Annotated in this window: 19 protein-coding genes and 1 pseudogene; 10 read left to right on the forward strand and 10 right to left on the reverse strand. The window is 70.9% G+C overall.

The genetic code is table 11. The annotated features are described in order from the left end of the window. Positions 1-8: 8 nt before the first annotated feature. On the reverse strand, positions 9-509 hold the full coding sequence (locus AC5L35_RS27235) for a MarR family winged helix-turn-helix transcriptional regulator (RefSeq protein ID WP_495062553.1): 501 nt from the start codon (positions 507-509) through the stop codon (positions 9-11). A gap of 101 nt (positions 510-610) precedes the next feature. On the opposite strand from AC5L35_RS27235, the gene AC5L35_RS27240 reads away from it, so the two are divergent. Then, positions 611-2,455 (forward strand): chloride channel protein, encoded by a 1,845-nt coding sequence (locus AC5L35_RS27240; protein ID WP_495062554.1) that lies wholly within the window; start codon positions 611-613, stop codon positions 2,453-2,455. Between the two features lie 130 nt (positions 2,456-2,585). Beyond that, on the forward strand, positions 2,586-2,918 hold the full coding sequence (locus AC5L35_RS27245) for an STAS domain-containing protein (RefSeq protein WP_495062596.1): 333 nt from the start codon (positions 2,586-2,588) through the stop codon (positions 2,916-2,918). 260 nt (positions 2,919-3,178) lie between these two features. On the opposite strand, the gene AC5L35_RS27250 is transcribed toward AC5L35_RS27245, so the two are convergent. The 3 genes from AC5L35_RS27250 to AC5L35_RS27260 form a co-directional block, all read right to left on the reverse strand. Then, complete coding sequence (locus AC5L35_RS27250; RefSeq protein ID WP_495062555.1) at positions 3,179-4,561, reverse strand: sensor histidine kinase; 1,383 nt, start codon at positions 4,559-4,561, stop codon at positions 3,179-3,181. Beyond that, positions 4,558-5,247, reverse strand: a complete 690-nt coding sequence (locus tag AC5L35_RS27255; protein WP_495062556.1) for a response regulator — start codon at positions 5,245-5,247, stop codon at positions 4,558-4,560. Before AC5L35_RS27255 ends, AC5L35_RS27250 begins: the two co-directional genes overlap by 4 nt. Positions 5,248-5,309: 62 nt before the next feature. Next, a complete protein-coding gene (locus AC5L35_RS27260) occupies positions 5,310-5,528 on the reverse strand; it encodes a hypothetical protein (protein ID WP_495062557.1) in 219 nt (72 codons plus the stop codon). A gap of 238 nt (positions 5,529-5,766) precedes the next feature. Between AC5L35_RS27260 and AC5L35_RS27265 the strand changes: the two are divergent. Continuing rightward, positions 5,767-6,692, forward strand: a pseudogene (locus AC5L35_RS27265) (NAD(P)/FAD-dependent oxidoreductase); the annotation flags it as partial. Positions 6,693-6,696: 4 nt separating this feature from the next. Here the strand turns inward: AC5L35_RS27265 and AC5L35_RS27270 are convergent. The 3 genes from AC5L35_RS27270 to AC5L35_RS27280 form a co-directional block, all read right to left on the reverse strand. Continuing rightward, positions 6,697-8,529 (reverse strand): glycoside hydrolase family 15 protein, encoded by a 1,833-nt coding sequence (locus tag AC5L35_RS27270; protein WP_495062558.1) that lies wholly within the window; start codon positions 8,527-8,529, stop codon positions 6,697-6,699. Between the two features lie 2 nt (positions 8,530-8,531). Continuing rightward, positions 8,532-9,578, reverse strand: a complete 1,047-nt coding sequence (locus AC5L35_RS27275) for a glucose 1-dehydrogenase (RefSeq protein WP_495062559.1) — start codon at positions 9,576-9,578, stop codon at positions 8,532-8,534. A 676-nt stretch (positions 9,579-10,254) separates the two neighbouring features. Then, positions 10,255-10,482 (reverse strand): hypothetical protein, encoded by a 228-nt coding sequence (locus AC5L35_RS27280; protein WP_495062560.1) that lies wholly within the window; start codon positions 10,480-10,482, stop codon positions 10,255-10,257. A 355-nt stretch (positions 10,483-10,837) separates the two neighbouring features. Between AC5L35_RS27280 and AC5L35_RS27285 the strand changes: the two genes are divergently transcribed. Next, entirely contained in the window at positions 10,838-11,434 is a 597-nt protein-coding gene (locus AC5L35_RS27285) for a copper chaperone PCu(A)C domain-containing protein (RefSeq protein WP_495062561.1), read from the forward strand. Positions 11,435-11,626: 192 nt separating this feature from the next. Then, positions 11,627-12,259: a hypothetical protein gene (locus AC5L35_RS27290; protein WP_495062562.1), complete on the forward strand. Its 633-nt coding sequence runs from the start codon at positions 11,627-11,629 to the stop codon at positions 12,257-12,259. Between the two features lie 35 nt (positions 12,260-12,294). On the opposite strand, the gene AC5L35_RS27295 is transcribed toward AC5L35_RS27290, so the two are convergent. Next, the gene (locus AC5L35_RS27295; RefSeq protein WP_495062563.1) at positions 12,295-12,717 is read right to left on the reverse strand and encodes a hypothetical protein; all 423 of its coding nucleotides are present in this window, start codon (positions 12,715-12,717) and stop codon (positions 12,295-12,297) included. A gap of 95 nt (positions 12,718-12,812) precedes the next feature. Here AC5L35_RS27295 and AC5L35_RS27300 point away from each other — a divergent pair, with 95 nt between their 5' ends. The 3 genes from AC5L35_RS27300 (at position 12,813) to AC5L35_RS27310 (ending at position 16,384) form a co-directional block, all read left to right on the forward strand. After that, positions 12,813-13,448 carry a hypothetical protein gene (locus tag AC5L35_RS27300; RefSeq protein WP_495062564.1) on the forward strand — a complete coding sequence of 212 codons (636 nt, stop codon included), beginning with the start codon at positions 12,813-12,815 and terminating at the stop codon, positions 13,446-13,448. Next, the gene (locus AC5L35_RS27305; RefSeq protein WP_495062565.1) at positions 13,441-15,711 is read left to right on the forward strand and encodes an MMPL family transporter; all 2,271 of its coding nucleotides are present in this window, start codon (positions 13,441-13,443) and stop codon (positions 15,709-15,711) included. Before AC5L35_RS27300 ends, AC5L35_RS27305 begins: the two co-directional genes overlap by 8 nt. Before the next feature lie 364 nt (positions 15,712-16,075). Further along, the gene (locus AC5L35_RS27310; RefSeq protein ID WP_495062566.1) at positions 16,076-16,384 is read left to right on the forward strand and encodes a hypothetical protein; all 309 of its coding nucleotides are present in this window, start codon (positions 16,076-16,078) and stop codon (positions 16,382-16,384) included. A gap of 19 nt (positions 16,385-16,403) precedes the next feature. Here AC5L35_RS27310 and AC5L35_RS27315 read toward each other — a convergent pair whose 3' ends face one another. Further along, entirely contained in the window at positions 16,404-17,609 is a 1,206-nt protein-coding gene (locus AC5L35_RS27315) for a MarP family serine protease (protein WP_495062567.1), read from the reverse strand. A gap of 357 nt (positions 17,610-17,966) precedes the next feature. On the opposite strand from AC5L35_RS27315, the gene AC5L35_RS27320 reads away from it, so the two are divergent. Beyond that, positions 17,967-18,188: a LapA family protein gene (locus tag AC5L35_RS27320; protein ID WP_495062568.1), complete on the forward strand. Its 222-nt coding sequence runs from the start codon at positions 17,967-17,969 to the stop codon at positions 18,186-18,188. 313 nt (positions 18,189-18,501) lie between these two features. Here the strand turns inward: AC5L35_RS27320 and AC5L35_RS27325 are convergent, their stop codons facing one another. Next, the gene (locus AC5L35_RS27325; RefSeq protein ID WP_495062569.1) at positions 18,502-19,932 is read right to left on the reverse strand and encodes a DUF2254 domain-containing protein; all 1,431 of its coding nucleotides are present in this window, start codon (positions 19,930-19,932) and stop codon (positions 18,502-18,504) included. 334 nt (positions 19,933-20,266) lie between these two features. On the opposite strand from AC5L35_RS27325, the gene AC5L35_RS27330 reads away from it, so the two are divergent. Continuing rightward, complete coding sequence (locus AC5L35_RS27330) at positions 20,267-20,452, forward strand: DUF1707 SHOCT-like domain-containing protein (RefSeq protein WP_495062570.1); 186 nt, start codon at positions 20,267-20,269, stop codon at positions 20,450-20,452.

Below are 20,452 nucleotides of genomic sequence, written 5' to 3' on the forward strand. Positions count from 1 at the left end.
GTCATGACTCAGTTCCAACCGAGCCCGACCGCGAGGTCGCGCTCCGGGGCCTCGCCCGCCGCGTCCGCGATCGCGCTCAGCGCGTCGATCACGAGCTCGTGCTGGTGCACGGGCAGGCTCGCGAGCAGCCGCTCGAACTCCGCGCGGCGTCGTTGCGTGACCTCGGCGACGAGGGCCCGCCCCTCCGCCGAGAGACCGACCCGGTAGGACCGGCGGTCGGCGGACAGTCGCTGCCGCCGCACCAGTCCGGCCCGGACGAGCCGGTCGATCAGGCGGGTCGCCGACGACGGGTTGACCCCGAGCGCAGCGGCCAGGTCGATGGCCCGCTGGGGGCCCTGGGTCGCGAGCAGCACCAGGACGCGGTACTGGGGCAGGCTGACGTCCCCGGCGGCGGACAGGGATCGGGCAGCGACCGCGACGAGAACACGGCTGGCGCGCATCACCGCGTCGACGAGCTCACCACCACGTTCGGAGTCGCAGCCGCGCTCCGTTCCGCTGGACTCGGTCACCTGCGGAGCCTCTCACGGTGTGATGTCGCACCAGACGACCGGCCCATGTCTTTGCCCGATGCAAAGATATGCCTGTGCAACAAGACACCGCTCTCGCTCCGATGGCAGGTCATCGCCCTGGCCGGTGGGTCCTGCGCGCCGTACCGGAACAGGTGCGCGGCGCTCCCGCCGGCCTCGTGGGCATGGCCGTGCTCGTCGGCGCGTGCGCCGGTCTCGGCGCGGTGGCCTTCCGGTACCTGATCCTCGGCTTCACCGAGCTGTTCAGCGGCCACGCCGACTACAGCGCAGCAGGTCGGGCGCCGAACCCGCTCCTCCCCGCGCTCGGACCATGGTTCCTGCTGCTCGCCCCCGTGGTCGGCGGCCTCATCTACGGTCCGCTCGTGCACCGGTTCGCGCGCGAGGCGCGCGGCCACGGTGTGCCCGAGGTCATGTACGCGGTCGCGCGCAAGGGCGGGCGGATCCCGGCGCGGGTCGCGGTCGTCAAGTCGCTGGCGTCGGCACTGTGCATCGGCTCGGGAGGTTCGGTCGGACGGGAAGGGCCGATCGTCCAGATCGGGTCGGCGATCGGCTCGTCCCTCGGTCAGCTGCTGCGGGTGCCACCGCACCGGCTGCAGCTGCTCGTGGCCTGCGGGGCCGCAGGCGGCATCTCCGCGACGTTCAACGCGCCTGTCGCGGGCGTGTTCTTCGCCCTCGAGATCATCCTGCGTGCCTTCACCGCCGAGGCCTTCGGCGTCGTCGTGCTGTCGTCGGTGACCGCCGCCGTGGTCGCCCGCTCCATCCTCGGCAGCGCGCCGTTCCTGCAGCTGCCCGCGTTCGCGCTGCACTCTCCACTCGAGTACCTCTTCTACGCGGCGCTCGGGCTGCTGGCCGGCCTGGTCGGGTGGGCGTTCGCCCGCGTGCTCTACGCCGTCGAGGACGCCTGCGACTGGGCCTGGCGCGGCCCGGAGTGGCTGCGGCCCGCTGTCGGCGGATTGCTGCTCGGGGCGCTGCTGCTCGTCCTGCCCCAGATGTACGGCGTCGGATACCCCGTCCTCCAGGCCGGCGTCGCCGGCCGCTACGCGCTCGGGTTCCTGCTGGTCCTGACGATCGGCAAGATGCTGGCCACGAGTCTCACGATCGGCATCGGCGGCTCGGGAGGAGTGTTCGCACCGTCCCTGTTCATTGGAGCGACGGCCGGCACCGCCTTCGGGCTGGCCGTGCAAGCGGCGTTCCCCGCCCTCCACATCGCGCCGGGGGCCTACGGGCTGGTCGGGATGGCCGCGGTGTTCGCCGGGGCGAGCCACGCCCCGATCGCCGCGCTCGTCATCGTCTTCGAGCTCACCGGCGAGTACTCGATCATCCTCCCGCTGATGGCGGCCGTCGCCCTCGCCACCGGCGTGAGTCACCTCGTCTCCGGTCGCACGATCTACACACTCAAGCTGCTGCGCCGCGGCGTGGACATCGACTCCGACACCGATCCCGGTGCCGCGACGTCCGGCGACCCGCTGCAACGCCTCACCGTCGCCGATGCGATGCGGCCACCGCCGGAGCCGCTCGATGCAGGCGCGAGCCCGCGCGAGATCGTCGCCCGGCTCGGGAGCGCCCGCTACGGCGCCCTGCCGGTGCACGACACGGACGGCTACCGCGGTGTGGTCGCCGCGGCCGCCGTCGACGACCTCGACCTCGCCGCCGACCACGAGCCCGTCGCAGGAGACCTGGCAGTCGCCCTCCCCGAGCTGCGACCGGACGCCAGCCTGCGCAGTGCGGCCATCGCGTTGCACGACCACGACGCCACGGGCCTACCCGTCACACCCGCACCCGGAGAGGCGCCCGTCGGCTGGTTGGACCATCGCGACGTGCTCGCCGCGTGCACCGCTGAGGAACCGGATCGGGGGGTCCGAGGGGGATCCGCGTCACGCACATCGGTTGCCCGGCCTCCGCGCCCGGCGGTCACGGAGAGCCCCTGAGCAGCACGGGGCGCGGATCGTCAGGGTTTCGTCAGCGAGCCGGCCCGGTCCGGAGCCTCCGTCGGAGGAAGGTGGAGTCGTCGACGAAGGAGGGGACACCGTGACCTGCCACGACGCCGACGGCCACGGAGTGGAGCTTCGGACGACGGTCGATCGGACGACTGCGACAGTGTGGGGAGAGGTCGATCTCTGCACCGCACCACGGTTCGGGCGACGACTGCTCAGGGCGGCACACAGCACCAGAAAGACACTCGTGATCGACCTCGCCGAGACGTCCTTCCTCGACTGCGCGGGCCTGGCCGCGCTCGCGGGGACGCGCGAGGCGCTCCGGACCGAGAACCGAACGCTGGTGATCCAGGGCGCGCAGGGCGTGGTGCGCAGGGCGATCGAACTGAGCAACCTCACAGACCTGCTCTCCTCCGAGGCGGCGCCGGACTCGCGTCACCTACCACTTCCCGGGTAGCTCACCTCACCGCTCGGACGGCACGGCCGGAGGTGACGTGGTCACTACTGCCGAGGACGGGTCCGACGCACTCGGAGGTCCCGGCGCTGACTCGCGACGGGGCGACTGCGGGGCCGGACCGGGCCGGTGGGTGACCGTCGGGACGAGGACCGGCGGGCTCGACGTCTCCGTCAACGGAACTGGCGTCGACTGGGCCGTGACCCCACAGCCCGCTACCCCCAGCAGCGCCACGAGGACCCCGACGACGAACCGGTGCCGTCTCATCGCTCGACCTCCGGAAGCTCGACGACGAACCGCGCGCCGCCTCCCGGCCGATCCTCGACCCACACCGCGCCGCCAGAGCGTCGGACGTGCTGCGCCACGAGCGCCAGGCCGAGGCCGCTGCCGTCTCCCTGCCCGCGGCGCCCGGCCAGGGCACCTCGGGTGAACCTCTCGAACACCTGCTCGCGAAGCTCCTCGGGAACCCCCGATCCGGCGTCGTCGACCTCGAGCCGGGCGCAGGAGCCGCGCCGCATCACGGCCACCCGGACCGCGCCGCCTGCGTACTTGTCGGCGTTGTCCAGCAGGTTCGCGACGACACGATCGAGTCGCCGCCGATCTCCCTGCACGACCGGTGACGGTGCATCGACCTCGATGACGGGCCGGGCGGCGGGCCGCGGATCGATGACGTTGCGCACCAGCTCCCCCAGGTCCACGGCTTCCCCGCTGCCGTCGATGGAGTACTGGTCCTCGCGAGTGATCTCCAGCAGGTCCACGACCATCCCCTGGAAGCGGGTCACTTCGGACAGGAGAAGCTCCAGGGCGCGGTCAGCGGTGTCCGAGAGCTCGCCACGGCGCCGCCGCAACACCTCGCCGGCGTTGGCCATGGTCGTCAGCGGCGACCGCAGCTCATGGCTCACGTCTCCGGCGAACCGGGCGTCGCGGCGGACCCTGGCCTCCAGCGCCTCCGCAGTGTTGTTGAACGCCGATGCGAGGGGGGCGAGGTCCGGGTCGTCCTGCTCCGGCAGCCTGGCCCACAACTCACCTGCTGCCACGCGGGATGCGGCGGCGGTCAGCTCGGTCAACGGGCGCAGAGCACGTCGGCTCGCCCACGACCCGATCGCGATACCCAGCAGTCCGCTGGCTGCGACGGCGGCCACCAGCACCGAGCTCAGGAACCGGAACGTCCTGTCCAGCTCGGACAGCGGGAACAGCTCGACGTAGACGACGTTCTCGCTGTTCACCGGAAGGGCGACCGCAGCAACCGGCACCCGCTCGACGAGTAGCCGCTGCCTGGCCGGGACCCCTGCCTCCGCCAGCTGCAGCAACGCTCCTGGCAGGAGGGCGGGATCGATCTGACGCCCGCTGGTGAGCCATCCCTGCGGGCGCCTGAGCAGCACGGTCGAGTCGGAGTCGGTGGTCAACCCCGTGAGCAGGTCCTCGAGTCCCTCGTCGTGGGTACGGAGGGAGCTCTCGACCAGCCGAACATTCACCTCGGCCTGTCGCGTGGCGCTCGACTCCCGCTGCTGCAGCATGTACCCCGACGCCAGATTCCAGGTCACGGCGGCGAGGGCCCCGGTGAGCAGGAGTGCGCCCAACCCGAATGCCGCGGCCACGCGCCAGCGCAGGCTGCGCCACCGGATTCCACCGGTTCCTCGACTCACCCCGCGGAGCAGGCCTTGTACCCGCGTCCGCGCACCGTCAGCACGCACTCCGGGTCGTCCGGATCTCGCTCGATCTTGCGGCGCAACCGGCGAATGTGGACGTCCAACAGACGGGTGTCGCCGAAGTAGTCGTAGCCCCACACACGTTTGAGCAGCTCCTCCCGCGTGACGACCCGCCCGGCAGCCCCGGCGAGCTCAACCAGGAGTCTGAACTCCGTCCTGGTCAGATGCACCTCGGTACCCGCTCGGCGGACGACGTCCTCCTCGGGGTAGATCTCGATCTCCCCGATCCGCAGAGCCAACCGGCCGGTGCTGTCCCCGGGCTGACGGCGGCGCAGCAGTGCCCGGATGCGCGCGGCGAGCTCACTGGCGATCAGCGGTTTGCTGACGTAGTCGTCCGCGCCGGCTTCCAACCCGGTGATCACGTCGGCCGTATCGGTTCTCGCCGTGACGATGATGATGGGCAGGTCGCCCTGTGCCCGTAGGGTCCGGCAGACCTCCAGGCCGTCCACCCCGGGCAGCATGAGGTCGAGCAGGACGACGTCCACGCTCGTGGACGACAGCAACTCCAGGGCTTCCTCCCCGGACGCTGCCTCCACCACCTGACAGCCCTCGTCCTCGAGCGCGAGCCCGAGAGCCAACCGGATCCGCTCGTCGTCCTCCACCAGCAGGAGTCGAGTCCCCACCTCCGGTCCTCCTCCCCCTTGCGCAGCAGATCCAGCTCCGTCGTGGCGCGCTGTGGTGGCACTCATCGTCCCGCCCCGGCACGTTCGCGCAACCGATGACCAGCCAACCGGTGGAGCATCTCCTCCCATGCACCCGCCGGGACCTGGCCGCGCAGCTCCAGTTCCGCAGCCTCGACCTCCGCCTCGACCGCGACCTCCGGGAGGAGGCCGTCGAACTCGACCGCCAGGTGCTCGGCGACCTTGCTGCGGCGGGCGTCCAGCAGGTTCGGGTGTCGACGCATGGCAGCTCCTCTGATCGCATGCTGTGCACGCGATCCTCACCGAAAACGCGACATCGTGGCGCGGTTCCGGGGGCCGGGAGCCGGTTTGCAAGCCGACCGTCAGGTCGGACGCCGGGTCACCGGGTCGCCGTCCGTCCGAGAGGGCAGTTGCACGTGGCCCGCCTCGTAGGGCCGACACGCGGACATCCTGACGATCTCCTGACGGATGTCGGTACCCCACGTGCGCCCGCTGTTCGGGACCTTGGCCGGCGCGCGGCTCGTCCTGGGCGAGGTCGACGCCATCGACCTGCAACGACGCCGCGTCGGCTGGACGGATCCGGAGGGAGGTCGCGGCGAGATCGGCTACGACCGGCTCGTGCTGGCCACCGGCAGCGTCAACAAGCTCCTGCCGATCCCTGGCGTAGCCGAGCACGCGCACGGCTTCCGCGGCATCCCGGAGGCGCTCTACCTGCGCGACCACGTCACCCGTCAGGTCGAGCTCGCCGCAACGGCGCGCGATCCACGCGAGCGGAGGGCGCGCTGCACGTTCGTCGTCGTGGGCGCCGGCTACACCGGCACCGAGGTCGCCGCGCAAGGCGCCCTGCTCACCGATGCGCTCGCGCGGACCCACCGAAGCCTGCACGGCGAGCGCACGCGATGGATGCTGCTCGACCTCGCACCCCGAGTACTGCCCGAGCTCGACGAGCGACTCTCGCGGACGGCCGACAGGGTGCTGCGTCAGCGCGGCGTGGAGGTGTGCACCGGGGAGTCGGTCGAGGAGGCTTGCGCCGACGGCGTCCGGCTGACGACCGGCGAACAGGTGACCACCCGGACGGTGGTCTGGTGCGTCGGGGTACGCCCCGACCCGCTCGTCGAACAGGTCGGCCTGCCCACGGAGAAGGGCAGGCTCGTGGTCGACCTGGGCTTCGTCGTCGAGCTCGGCGGGCGCGATGCTGCGGCGAACCCGTTGCACATCCCGCTGTCCGGTCTCCCGGCCAAGGCGGTGACGCGCGGATACCACCTGGTCTCGATGCCCGGAACCGGCTACGTGTCACCGCGGACTGGATGCTCGATGCACTGCTTCCACGCCAGACCGTACAGCTGGGACTCGTCCGGTCCCCCCACGTCCCGTTGGAGACGTCGACGCCAGAGGTCGCGCATGCCGCAGGCGGCGGTGCGACCTGACCGCTCACGGCCGTGGGGCGAAGACAGTGCGGGCGCCCTGTGCTCCGGACGCAGGCGCCGCGTCCGGAACCGCCATGACGGCAGCCAGCTGCCGGGCACTCGTCACCAGCCCGACGTGGCTGAACGCCTGCGGGGTGTTGCCGACCTGACGGCCTGCGTCGGTGTCGTACTCCTCGGAGAGGAGCCCAACATCGTTGCGGAGGTCGAGCAAGCGCTCGAACCGGCTACGGGCGTCGTCGACGCGGCCAGCTCCCACAAGGGCGTCGACCAGCCAGAAGGAGCAAACGAGGAACGCTCCCTCGCCGCCGGGCAGCCCATCGACGTCGTCTGTTTCAGGCCGATAGCGCAGCAGGAGACCGTCCCGCCCGAGTTCACGGGCGACGGCGTCAACCGTTCCCACGACGCGTGGGTCGTCCCACGGCAGGAACCCGGACCTGGGGATGAGCAGCAGCGCCGCGTCGAGGCCGCGGCTGCCGTAGAACTGGGTGAAAGTCCCTCGATCTGTGTCGAAGCCGTATTCGAGCACCTCGTCACGGATCTCCTCCCGCAGCGCCTTCCATCGGTCCGCCGGGCCAGGAAGGCTGAACTGCTCCACTGCGCGTACGCCCCGGTCGACCCCGGCCCACGCCATGACCTTCGAGTGCACGAACTGCCGCCGGCCCCCGCGCATCTCCCACAAGCTCTCGTCGGGGTCCCGCCAGTGGCCCTCGAGGAAGTCCAGCAGTGCGCGCTGCAGGTCCCACGCGGCGTCGAGACCCTGAATCCCGGCTGTCCTGGCGTGGTGCAGCCCGTCGAGGACCTCGCCCCACACATCGAGCTGGAACTGGCCCGCGGCGGCGTTACCAACCCGTACCGGTGAAGCCCCCTCGTACCCGGCGAGCCAGTCCAGGTGGTATTCCGGCAGGCGGCGGGTCCCGTCGAGCCCGTACATGATGCGCAGGTCCCCGGGGTCACCGGCCACGGCGCGCAACAGCCAGTCCCGCCAGGCCGTGGCCTCTTCGAGATAGCCCGTACCGACCAGCGCCTGCAGCGTGAGGGTGGCGTCACGCAACCAGCAGTACCGGTAGTCCCAGTTCCGCGAGCCGCCGAGCTGCTCGGGCAACGACGTGGTGGCCGCGGCGGCAATACCGCCGGTAGGGGCGTAGGTGAGTGCCTTGAGCGTGAGCAGCGAGCGACGCACAGCGGCTGGGTAGGGCCCACGGTAGGTGCACCGCGCCATCCACTCCGACCAGTAGGCCTCAGCGCCCTCGATCGCAGCGGTCGCCTCCACCGGGCGCGGCTGCGGATGGTGCGACGCCGCGTGGGTGAGTACGAACGGAACGGTCTCCCCCGCGTGGACGACGAACTCAGCAGTGGTCATCACGTCGTGCCCGTGCAGCTCCACCGGCGTCCGCAGCCAGACCGCATCCGGACCCGCGACAGCGGCCAGCTGGTGGCCGGCCCGGCGGACCCATGGCACGACGTGCCCGTAGTCGAACCGCAGCCGCAGCTCCATCCGCACACGTACGGCACCGGAGATGCCCTGGACGACCCGGACGAGGTCGGCCGCCTCACCGCGTGGCGGCATGCAGTCGGTGATCCGCACCGTGCCGTCGGTGGTGTCCCACTCAGTGTCGAGGACGAGGGATTCCCCTCGGTAGCGTCGTCGCGTCGATCGGCCTCCGGACGCAGGGGCGAGCAACCAGCGCCCCGCCGTCTCGTCGTGGAGCAGCGCAGCGAAGCAGGCCGGCGAGTCGAACCGGGGCAGGCAGAGCCAGTCGATCGAACCGTCCCTGCCCACCAGCGCCGCGGTCTGCAGGTCCCCGAGCAGGGCATAGTCCTCAATGGGGCCAGCCACCGTCACGCCTCCATGTCCAGCACGACCTTGACGTCGTCACCACGCTCGTCCAGTGCGTCTTGGAACCGGGCCAGCGACAACCGGCGGGTGATCATCCGCTCCAGCCAGCCGATGTCCGCGCTCGCGAGCGCCCGCGCGGCCTGCTCGTAGTGTCGGCGGTTGGCGTTCACAGACCCGAAGATCACATCGTTCTGCAGTACGATCCCCCGGTTCAGGGCGCCGATGTCGAGGTCGACCGACCGCCCCGTCGGCGACACCCCGGTCAGGCACACGACAGCGTTGTGCCCGTTGTGCTCCATCACCTCCGCCACCAGCGGAGCCGCTCCGGTGCACTCGATGACGATGTCCGCCTCCGCGTCCACCTCGGCCACGTCGGTGCAGTAGTCGGCGCCGAGGTCGGCGACCAGTTTCGGCTTCGGCCCGGTCTCGACGCGGTCGAGCACCTGCACGTCCAGGCCACGTTGGACCCCGAGCAGTGCCGCCAGTAGCCCGACGGGCCCGGCCCCCGTCACCAGAACCCGGCGGGGAGACCAGGCGGCCCGGTGGCCGATGTGCTCCAGGTGCTCCCAGGCCTTCGCCACCACCGTGGTCGGCTCCAACAGCACCCCGACACTGTGCAACCCTGGCGCGTCGAGGCGGACGGCGAACTCCGGGTGCAGCCGGAACCGCTCACTGGCATAGCCGTGCAAACCCTTGATGCCGCGCTCGGTGTAGCGGCCGTTGCGGCACATGTCCCACTCCCCGACCGCACAGTTCGCACACGGCACAGGGTCGGGTCGGCGCACGATCCCCACCACCAGGTCGCCGGCCTCCAAGTCCGACCCGTCCGGTGCCTCGGCCACTCGGCCGAGGGACTCGTGCCCGATCACCAGATGGTCCGCACCCGGCGGCGCCTCCCCGTACCCACCGGCCATGATCTCGTGGTCAGTGCCACAGATGCCGACGGCAAGGGTGTCGACGAGTACCGCACCGTCGGAATCCGGCGGCTCGGGAACCTCACGGACGGCGGTGGAGTCTGGACTGCCCGGGACGACAGTAAGTGCTTTCACAGTTGAGCATTTCCCGGCCCGGCTCCTTCGAAACCCGATGCGTGAGCACAGGAGAACTGGATGAAACGAATGAGCGTCGCCAAGCGGAACGCACCCTGACGATTTGCTGACGATCAGTAGATGCAGGCCTCCGGCATTTCGCAACAGGCAGTCATCGATCAGAGGATGGGCTGTGCTCAGGTCGCGCGGTTCGTCCTCTCGGGCCAGCTCGACCGAATGACATCAGCATCTCGGGCAGCCCAGCTCCGACCGAGTGGCCTCCCCGAGAGCGAGTACGGACTCGACTGCGCCAGCAGCTCGTCGGGATCGGGCTGCAGGAGGCGGCGGGGTACCCACCTCACGGTTCCCCCGGCGGCTGGCCAAGGCCCACACCGGCCGGTGGCCTGAAGCATGAGGAGAATTGTGGAATTTCAACAGGTCGTCGAACTGGTCGGCAAGGGCGTCGATGCGGTGGGCGTCGCCGCGATGGTGATGGGAGCGCCCGGCGCAACCGCCATTGCTGCCGCACGGCTCGCTCGCAGGCACACCAATGTCTACCGCTCGTGCCGACGCCACCTCGGACGCCATCGAGCAGGGCGCCGATGGCGATGCGGCGCCGCTTCCAAGCTCCTCCTCCGAGAGTTGCTGGTTCTGCCGAGCGCTTGCGGTGCCGTGCGCGGGTCCAGGAGGGTGTTGGTCACCACGTACACCACGGCCCCGGCAGGAGCCCGATGATCGTGGCGGTCGCGCCGCCCTGCCGGACGGCTTCCTCGACGAGCCCGAACGCCAGGGCGGCGATCAGGACTCCAGCGCCGAAGGCCATGATCCCGGCAATGATCTTCGGTGTGACCCGCACCCACCACGCGATTGCTGCGCCCGGAACCAACGCCGCGACGGCGACCAGGCCCACAATCCCGCGAGCCACGTCGGCACCGGCACCCCCAGCCCGCAGCGGGGCACTCGCCCCTGCGTTCACGGGCTACCCCGCGAGCGCCCGGCAAACCGTGGGCAGGGCACTGCGCGCCGAGCCGAACGGTCCTGCGCGACGCGGTCGGAATCGACGATGCCATCAGGGGCCGCCCCGAAGTTCGGGTGGCGGCCGTGTCATCGTCAGCGGGCTCGCGGCGCTGATCAGTTACCTGACGCTGGACGGGGTCTCCGCCCCTGTCGCGGTGCACCTTGCGGGCAGGTGACCCGCCCGGAGTACTGGGCTCCAGCTGACAGGACACCGTCAGGTCCACGGCGGAGTCAGGTGCCCTGCCGCGGGTAGTGCACCAGGCATGGACGAACCGCTGAGAACCTCACATCCGACGTCTACCTCCGTCCGCGTCCGACGGCGCTCGTGCATCGCGCTCGTCACGAGCCTGCTCGCCCTCTCGCCGGTCGCCGCCGCGTGCGGTGCCGGCCAGAACGCGCAGACCGTCCAGCCCGCGATCTCGGACGCGGGGGGGCGGGTCGGCAACATCTCGGTACTCGACGTCGAGTTCTTGTTCGACCCCCCGGTGGCCGGTGACGAGGTCTACGGGGTCGGGGAAATCGCTCCCCTGGCAGTCACGATCGTCAACGAAGGCCGGGAGGCCGACCGACTCGTGCGGGTGTCCAGCCCGATCGCCACCAGCGGGATCGTGGTCGCCGACGGCGTCAGGATCCCGGGCGACCAGACGCTGACCGCGGGACAGACCGGTCCGTTGGCCTCCGTGGAGGTCCCCTACGAGGACGACGCGGCCTTGATCGCGCTGGCCGGGCTCCGCGAGCCGCTCCGTTCCGGTCTGACCTATCCGGTGGTGTTCGGCTTCGAGCGGGCCGGGAACGTGCTCGTCGAGGTGCCGGTCGACACCCCCGACTTTCCTCGGCGCGAACCGATCGAGGGCGCGTGAGGAACGTGGCCGGTCCCATCCGGGGGTGAACGGCGACCTTCGTAACACGACCGCCAGGTAGGTGCCGCCAGGGCCGGGAACGCCTCAGTCGTCACGCATTCCGCTGCGGGAGAGCAATCACCCTGTGGCAGCAGCCGCAGACGACGACATGGCGGGCGCCGCAAGGGCAGCACCGACCAGGAGGAAGTGATCATGAACATCGCATCGCACCGAGGACGTGCCCCCCGTGCCGGCGCGCTCGCCGCGCTGGCGGCCGCTGCCGGCCTCGCACTCGCCGGATGCGCGGGCGACAACGTGCCCGCCGCGCCGGCGCCGGTCCCGCAACCTGCGCCGGCACCCATGGCGCCAGGGCCCGTGGACGAACCGGCTGTCGCGTGGACCGGTACGGTCTGCAGCGCACTCGTCCCTGTGGTCGGCACGCTGCGGACCCCACCGCCGATGGACTTCACCGACGCGGCGGCGACCCGGCAGACCTATCTCACGTACATCAACGACGCACTGCAACGGAGCGAACAGGCCCTCCAGGAGGTGAACACCGCCGGTCCACCTCCGGTCGAGGGCGGTGAGGCGCTCGCACAGGACGTGCGTGACCAGGTCACCGACCTGAGGAAGGACCTCACCGACGCCCGTGCGCGGCTCGAGGCAGCCGACCCGAGCAACGTGACCGACCTCGGGCAGGCCGTCGCCGCCGCGGGCAACGTCGTGGGCTCGGTGGGCAACAGCGCACAGGCGGTGGGCGAGATCTCCGGTGATCCCCGGCTACGACCGGCCTTCGAGCAGGCCGACTCCTGCCGGCAGCTGAGGACGATCGGAAACCCGTCCTGACCGGCACCCGGCGGGACACCCGCTTCCCGCGCAGCTCAGCCCGGGACGCTCGGGGCCCCGTCCACCGGAGGCGCGGCGCCGGTGGCCGGTGGCCGGCTTGCCTGGGACTCGCACGCTTCCGCTGCCCGCCGCATCTCCGTGCGCAGTCGCTCCACCTCGCCCACCACGGTCCGGAGAGCGCCAGGGTCCAGCGCGGCCATCGCCGCGGCGGCACGGTCGAGCTGGGCGAGCAGTTCGTCGCCACGATCTGCCACCGCGATGCAGGGTGCGGAGGGTGGCGGGAGCTCGGCGGGAGCGGCAGGCGGCACGCTCGGGGGTGCGACGGGCGCGGCAGGCTCGGTAGCCACGCGGAGCAGATAGCCCGACAGCAGCCCGACTGCCAGCACCGCGAGCAGCATCGACCCGAGGAAGAGCCTGCGCCTGCGTGAGCGACGCATCACGCTGCCGTCGTCAGTCATGAGTCCCCCGGCCGTCGCGGGCGCGCGCTCTTCCGATGGCGGGCAGCGTAGGCGCGTGCCAGTGTCAGCGCAGGTCCACGCGAGCCGGAGGTGCCGTGCTGTCGCAGGTCACGCTGATCCCCAGCCGGCGCGCGGTGTGGTGGTGTGACGTTGCGGCAGCGGTAGCGGCCCTGGTGTTCGCGGCACTCGGCGCGGTCACCGGCGCGTACGTGGCGGGGCTGGCCGAGATCCACCGGGCCCTGCTGGAGGGAGCCCACGCCCTCGACCAGGCCGCGCAGGGGGTCGGGCTCCTCGGCCAGGTTCCGTTCGTCGGCGACGACGCGGGCCGGTTGGCGGCTGGCATCGGGGACACGGCGGCCGAGGTGCGCACCAGCGCCACCACCGTCCGGGCCGACCTGCGGGCGCTCGGTGTGCTGATCGGCATCGTGATCGTCGCGATCCCGGTCGTACCGCTCGTCCTGCTCTACGCGCCGCTGCGGCTCGCCCGCCGGCGCGAGCTCCGGCAACTGCGCCGGATGCTCGACGGGCCGGCCGAACCGGCGCTCGTCGAGCACCTGGCCCGAGCTGCGGCGCACCACATCCCCTGTCCCGAGCTGCACCAGGTCAGCGCCCAGCCCTGGCGCGACATCGCCCGAGGCCATCACTCGCACCTCGCTGCGGCTGAGCTCCGTCGCCTCGGGATCCTGCCCCCCGGCTGGATCGGATCTGCCGCCGGCCCACCCCGTGAATGAGCCGGCGGCTGTCCGCGGCCGACTCCGGCGCGCCGCCACCCGTCGCTTCGCCGCCGCGGTGGTTGCCGCTCCGTGGGCCGTCCTCGCCGCGATCGCGGCAGCGACGGTCGCCGCGGTGATGCTGCTACCGGGGCTCGGCAGCTCGGGGGGCGGTCTGGCCGGACTGGTCGGCAGAGGGAACCCGGCCGTCCAGGCCCAGCTCGACGCCATCGACAGGTTCGGTCTGCCACTGCTCAGCCGGACCGTCGTGGTGCAGCGCGACCCCAGCGGACTCGATGCCTTCACCCAGGCCGACTCGGTACTGCGTGCACTCGAGATCAACAAACGAACCCTCGACGCCGGCGGCGCACCGGACAGCGAACTGCTGCTGGCCTACCCACTGGTGAACCTCCCGGCGCTGTTCCCGGAAGCAGGCGAGCAGAACACGACGATCATCACGTACCTGTTCATCGCCCCCACGGCGAATCTCGGCGAGCAGGACGTCATCGCGCGGGACTATGCAGCCGGCCTGGACCAGACAGAAGGTGGCTTCGTCGGCGCCACGGGAACCATCCCGCTGCAGGCGGCGCAGGGCCGGATCGTGACCGAGTCGCTGCCGGTGGTGGAGCTCGCCACGCTCGCCGTGATCGCGCTCATCGTCGGACTCCACTTCCGCTCGGTGGTGGCGCCGGTAGTCACGCTCATCACAGCGGCAGTCGGCTACCTGCTCGCCGACCGGGCGATCGGGTACGTCGGCGAGATCACCGGCGTCTCGGCACCGAGCCAGCTGGAGCCGGTGGTCGTCGCCCTGATGCTCGGGATCAGCACGGACTACTCGATCTTCTTCCTGTCCGGTGTGCAGCGGAGGCTGCGCGAGGGTCGCAACGGCCGCGACGCCGTGCGCGAGGGGGTGGCGGAGTACCTGCCGATCGTCATGGTTGCCGGCCTGACCGTGGCCGCGGGGGTGGCGACGCTGATGGTGGCCGAGTCCGCCCTGTTCCAGGCCTTCGGACCGGGTCTGGCGATCACGGTGCTGGTCGGGCTCATCGTCTCGACGACCGTCGTGCCCGCGCTGATGGCCATCCTGGGCCGCTGGACGTTCTGGCCGGCGACCAGGTCCGCCCCCACCCCCGTGGACCCGGACAACCCGCCGGCACCGGGCCCGTCGAGCCCCGGGCACACGGCCGTTCCCACGCGCTTCCTTCGGACCATCGGGCGGCGGCCGGTGGCCGCTGCCGTCACCGCCGCGGTGCTGGCGCTCCTCCTGGCCGCGTCGCTGCCGCTGACCGGGCTGCGAGCCGCGGTGTCCCCGATCAGTGCGCTCCCGGCCGACGACCTGGTGCGGGTGGCCGCGGAAGGCGCCGCCTCGGGTTTCACGCCGGGGATCATCGCTCCGACCGCCCTGGTCGTCGCGGAGCCCGGCATCGCCGGCCGCACCGCGCAGGTGGCCGAGCTCGAGCGGCTGCTGGAGGAGCAGCCGCCCGTGGCCGGGGTGCTCGGCCCCGGCGACCAACCACTGCCCCTCGCGCTCGGGCTCTTCACCGCACCGGGCGGCGGCGCCGTGCGCTTCCTCGTGAGCCTGGACAGCGACCCACTCGGCGCCGAGGCGATCGACGGGCTGCGCGAGGTCCGCGAGCGGATGCCCGCGCTGCTCGCCGCTGCGGGCCTGCCGGACGCCACCGTCTCCTATGCAGGCGACACCGCGCTCGGCCTCTCCCTGGTCGACACCGCGGTGGCCGACCTCGAGCGGGTGGCGATCGCGGTCATCCTGGTCGACCTGCTGCTGCTCGTCTGGTTCCTGCGAGCCCTCGTCGCCCCGCTCTACCTCCTCGCCACCAGTGTGCTTGCCGTCGGCGCTTCTCTCGGCCTGACCACATGGTTCTTCCAGGATGTCCTCGGCCGTGACGGCCTCACCTTCTATGTCCCCTTCGCCGCGGCAGTGCTGCTCATCTCCCTGGGCTCCGACTACAACATCTTCAGCGTGGGCTACATCTGGGAGGAGGCACGACACCGCACCCTGCGCGAGGCCGTGGCGGTGGCGGTACCTCGCTCCACACGGGCGATCAACGCCGCCGGAGTCACCCTGGCGGCGAGCTTCGCCATGGTGGCGCTGATCCCCGTCGGACCGTTCGAGGAGCTCGCGTTCGCCGTCGCGGTCGGTGTTCTGATCGACGCATTCGTCATCCGCTCTCTCCTCGTTCCCGCGTTGGTCTCGCTCGTCGGCAGAGCCAGCGGCTGGCCCGGACGACGACTCAGAGGCTCCCGCGCCGCTCCATCGAGATGATCCCCGCGCGCTCTGACCGAAGCGAGGAGGCCTCGCCTGACGAAGCACTGACGATTGTCCATTTCCTCTCGTCCGACGATCGGATCGGCGCTAGAAATGGATCAGGTGGTCGGCGGCACTGCGCCGAAGGATGACCGGAGCGGTGAGCGCGGCTGGGGAGCCCGACTCCCGAACCGGTTGGGGCGAAGCATCCGGTCCTGAGCTGTCAGGCGAGCGCAGCCGCCGACCACCACATCGCAGCGTCAGGATGCGTCTCCCCCTGTCATCAGCTGCTCGGGAAACCTGACGACATCATGACGATCCAGCACGAACTGGCCGCTGACGGCAATCCGCCGGGTATGCCGGAAGGCAGGAGGTGACGACCATGACGACTGCTCAACCCGACGATGCGGCCCCGAACCCGAGGCCCGAGAGGCACAGCAACAGCACGGCGCACCACGAGGCGCTGAAGTCACGGCGCGACAGCACACCCACCGGGACAGAGGAACCTCTGTGGGTCCTGGTGTCGATCGTCCTGGGGCTGGCCGCCCTCACCGGATCGATCGCGGTCCTCGTCCTGGTCGCCGTCGCCGGGATGTTCGTCTACCTCGTGCACGTCTCCCGTGGAGAGGCAGCCAAGCCGGGTCGGAACCGGTCCGACGGGCCGAACAGCGGGCCGGGAGGATGGCTCTGAGGAGATCCTGGCCGCCGGATCAGAAGCGGCAGGCGCCGACGTCGACCTCCTCGTTGCGGACGATCGCGTCCTCGACGACGGGACGGGCCTCTCCCGCTGTGAGCGCGTAACCGGTGTCACCGCCAGGGTCACCGGCGAAGACGACGCCGCCGACGAGGCCGTCACTGGTGACGAACGGCCCACCCGAGTCTCCACGCTCGACGGAAGCCGAGAGGGCAAGGATGTCCCGCTCCACCCTGCTCCTCCCATAGATGTCGCGGCCCACAGCATCGAGGCGCCCCCGCACCGTCGCCGGCCGTACCACCATCTCGGACTGCCCCCCGGGAAACCCGAGCGTCGCGCCCTGCGCACCGGTGGTGACGGCGTCACCCGCCCAACCGATCGCGGGGCCCTGAACTCCGGGGGTGGCAAGCACAGCGAGGTCGAGGGCGGGATCGACGTGAACCGCGACCGCGGCATGCTCACCCGCGGCGTCCCTCACCCGCAACAGGTCGAAACCCGCGACGACGTGCGCGTTCGTGACGACGAACCCGGGCCGGATCACGAAGCCGGAACCCGCTCCGGCCACTCCGCCGCAACCGGCAGTGCTGATCTGCACGGTGCTCGGCTGCCCAGCGGCAGCTGCTGCCCGAACCGCTTCGTCAGCCGTCGCCGGGACCGGCGACGAAGCGATTCCCCCACGACCAGGACCGGTGAACACCTGCGGGAAGCCCTGGTCATCGAGATACGCGGTGATCCGGCCGACGACGTCAGGAGCGGGTGGCAGCACTGCGTCGATGGCCTGGACCGCCTGCGAACCGCGAATCTGCTGTGCGAGGACGGGAACCGGTCCCTGCGCGAGCACGTTCGACACCAGCCAGACGACGAACACGAACCCGGCGGCTCCGACAGCCACACCCGCGCCGCGATCGACCTTGCCGACACCGACGCGCTGCGCGGTTCCGCGCAGGCGCCGACCCACGGCCAACCCGATGCCCTGGCCGATCAGCACCACGACCAGCAGGATGCCGAGAGTGAGGATGGCCGGCCCCGGTCCGGGTTCGGCGACGAACACGCCGGCGATCCGGGGCGCCGCCCACACTCCGGCCAGCAGCCCGAGCACGAAGCCGCCGAACGCGGCGACCTGGGACAGCGCCCCCTGCCGCCAGCCACGGACCACCACGTATGCGAGCAACAGCAGGAGCACCGCGTCGAGCAGGTTGGGAGAGAGCCCGCCGGATCCCACAGGGTCACCTTCCCTTTCTCGGCATCGCTTGCCGTCGTGCCGCTCGACCTTCACGTCCAGACGGCGCCGCGCCATGTCCCGGCCCGTGCACATCGGTATGCCCGCCCGCAACGGCACGGACACTCCGGAATTGCGTGTCCGAGAAGCCGGGGGAAATGCAAGTCCGACGCAAGGGTCGACCCGGCCCCGGCCGCCTACGCTGCGGGGTAACCGTTTGCACGCCCCTGTTCAGGAGTCGAGAGGAGCGGGGTGTTGATGAGTGAGAAGACATCGCCCTTCCGACGGGTGAGAGGTCCGGGCCCGAGGGGCTCGAAAGACGCACCCTTACGGAGCCGGACGGGCGGACTCTGGGTCGGGATGATCCTCTCCGCGGTAGTGCTGATATTTCTGCTGATCTTCATCCTGCAGAACAGAGCACCGGTGCAGATCATATTCCTGAGTTGGACCGGCGCCCTGCCGACGGGCGTCGCGCTGCTCTTCGCCGCGATCGCGGGGATGCTGCTCGTGGCACTCCCCGGCGCCGCGCGGATGCTCCAGCTACGCCGGGCTGCGCACAAGGGCACGGATCGGGTGCAGTGAGCCTGCCCTGGTCGGTGATCACGCCCGGCATCAGCCCGTTACCGGCCCGACGATGCGACACCGACAACGTCGGCCGGTCGTCAGTCGGCTGACGCGGAACGGCGGGAAACCTGACACCGGGACGGCGCCACGAAGAGGACGCCGAGTCCTGAGTCCGTGAGGTGACGGGCCGCATCGCCCGGAAGTGAACACTGCTGGACCGGCCACCCGGACGCTGCTGTTCGTCGTCCGGTGACGTCAGGCGCGGGACCCCCGACACCCGACCGAGGTCGCCGGGACACGGGGAACCTCCGGTCCCGGCGACCTCGGTCGCTCACCGCGACGGGTCCAGCCGGTCGGATGACCCGCACCGGCGCCGTACCTGTTCAACGCGGTCGCGCAGCCGGGCCAGGTCGGGTGGCGGCGGGTCCGTGCGCGTGTAGGCGTCCAGGAGCAGGTCGAGCTGGACAACGAGCGAGTCGCCGATGCAGCGGTCACCGGCGAGGGCGATCCGATCGGCGAGATCCACTGCGCCGTGCAGGACGGCGGGGTGCTCCAGCGCGTACACCCGGACGGCATCGAACACGAGGTCCACCAGGTCGCGAGGCTGGACCGCCGGGGCGACCACGCGCAGCTCACCGTCCTCGTCGTAGCGAGCCGCCGACGGTATGCGGCGGGACACGAGCAGACAGAGCCCCGACGCGAGGCCGTCGAGCGCGTTCGTCGCCGTGTAGGGATCGTTGGTCCCCGGAGACAGCGCCCGGATGGCCATCTCGACCAGCTGTTGCGTGGCGAACTCGACGTCCTGCTCCGGGCTCCGCGAATCAGCAAGGGTGATCGTGGCCGCCACGTCGCGAAGGACCCGCGCATCCACACGATCTTCGGGGTGCACCGACGCGAGTTCGGTTCCCTCGACACAGAACCCTCCCGGCCGAACGGACAGCAGGACGGCGACGTCGTGCCTGCGGGCCGCGGCCAGGAGCCCGTCCCGCTTGATCCCCACCACGTATCCAGCCCGCTTGGCATGCACAAGAGCTCCGCCCGCGAGGGCCGGGAGAGCTGCCCCCTCGTGAGCCACGTCGGTGGCGTCCGCTCCGATCTGCTCCGGGTAGAGGCGATTCACCGTCCCCCACAGCTCCTCGCGGACCCGGGCCGTCAGCCTCCATACCTGGATGGAGTCGCTGATGTGGTGGATGAACCAGACCAGAAAACCGATCGAGACGACGGCCATGACCACAGCCACGTTGACCGCGAGATGAGGGACGAAGTCCCGCGTGTCCCCGTCGGAACCGTCGGCGGACGTGTCCACCGTGCGGATGGAGCGCAGCACGAGGAGCGAGTAGAGGAACGTCGCCACGAAGACGCCGAGGACCGCCTGGTTGACGCGGTCCGTCATGAAGTTCCGCACCAGCCTCGCCCCGTACGTCGAGGACGTCAGCGCGAGCACGGCGATGGTGATGGAGAAGGTGGTCGCCGCGACCGCGAGCATGGAACCGGCGATCGCGCCCAGTAGGTCGCGGCTCCCGGTGGGGCCGACGCGGTAGAACAGCGGGCTGAGCGGACCGAGATCCAGTCGAGATCCGGTCTCCGATGTCGTGACCAGCACCTCGGCCAGCACCGCGGCGCCCAGGCACAGCAGGGCCGGGATGAACCAGAACGAGGACCAGATCCACCGCAGTCTTGTCAGCGCTCGCAGCGACGCCGCCGAACCGCGGCGGGGGGCACGTCTGCGTGTGTGGCGGGAGTGCCCGGGGCCGTGGGCCATGTTCACCGGTACCCCGGGTGCCGCCGGATACACAAGTGCGCTGCATCGGTAGCCAAGGTGGCCGCCGGCCAGAGAGGAAGGGGGACCTCTGGCCGGCGGCCGGAGCGTCAACTGCTGGGCACGAACAGCTGACGATGGCACTGTCGAGTGGGTACCCGCTGGTACGCCGTTCGCCCTCGGTGACCGCGAACCGTCAGACAACCGTCAGCAGCGTCGTGACAAGGACTGTTCGGACCGTCCCGATTCAGCCGGCCGTCAGAGGAGCCATCGGTGTCGGCCGCCCGTCGACGAGGGTGTCACTATCCTCGATCCATTCCAGTAGGACGGAGCGAGCGTGCAACGGGACCTTCGCGTGTCGGACGCCGAGCGGCAGATCGCCGTCCGGCGGCTCGAACGGGCGCTGCGGGACGGGCGCCTCACGATCGTCGAGTTCGACGAACGCACGCAGGCGGCCTACGCAGCACGAACTCGCGGCGAGCTCGATGATCTGACCGAGGATCTTCCCCGCGACCTCTGGTGA

The sequence above is a fragment of the Pseudonocardia sp. OZ21 genome, from assembly GCF_059359135.1.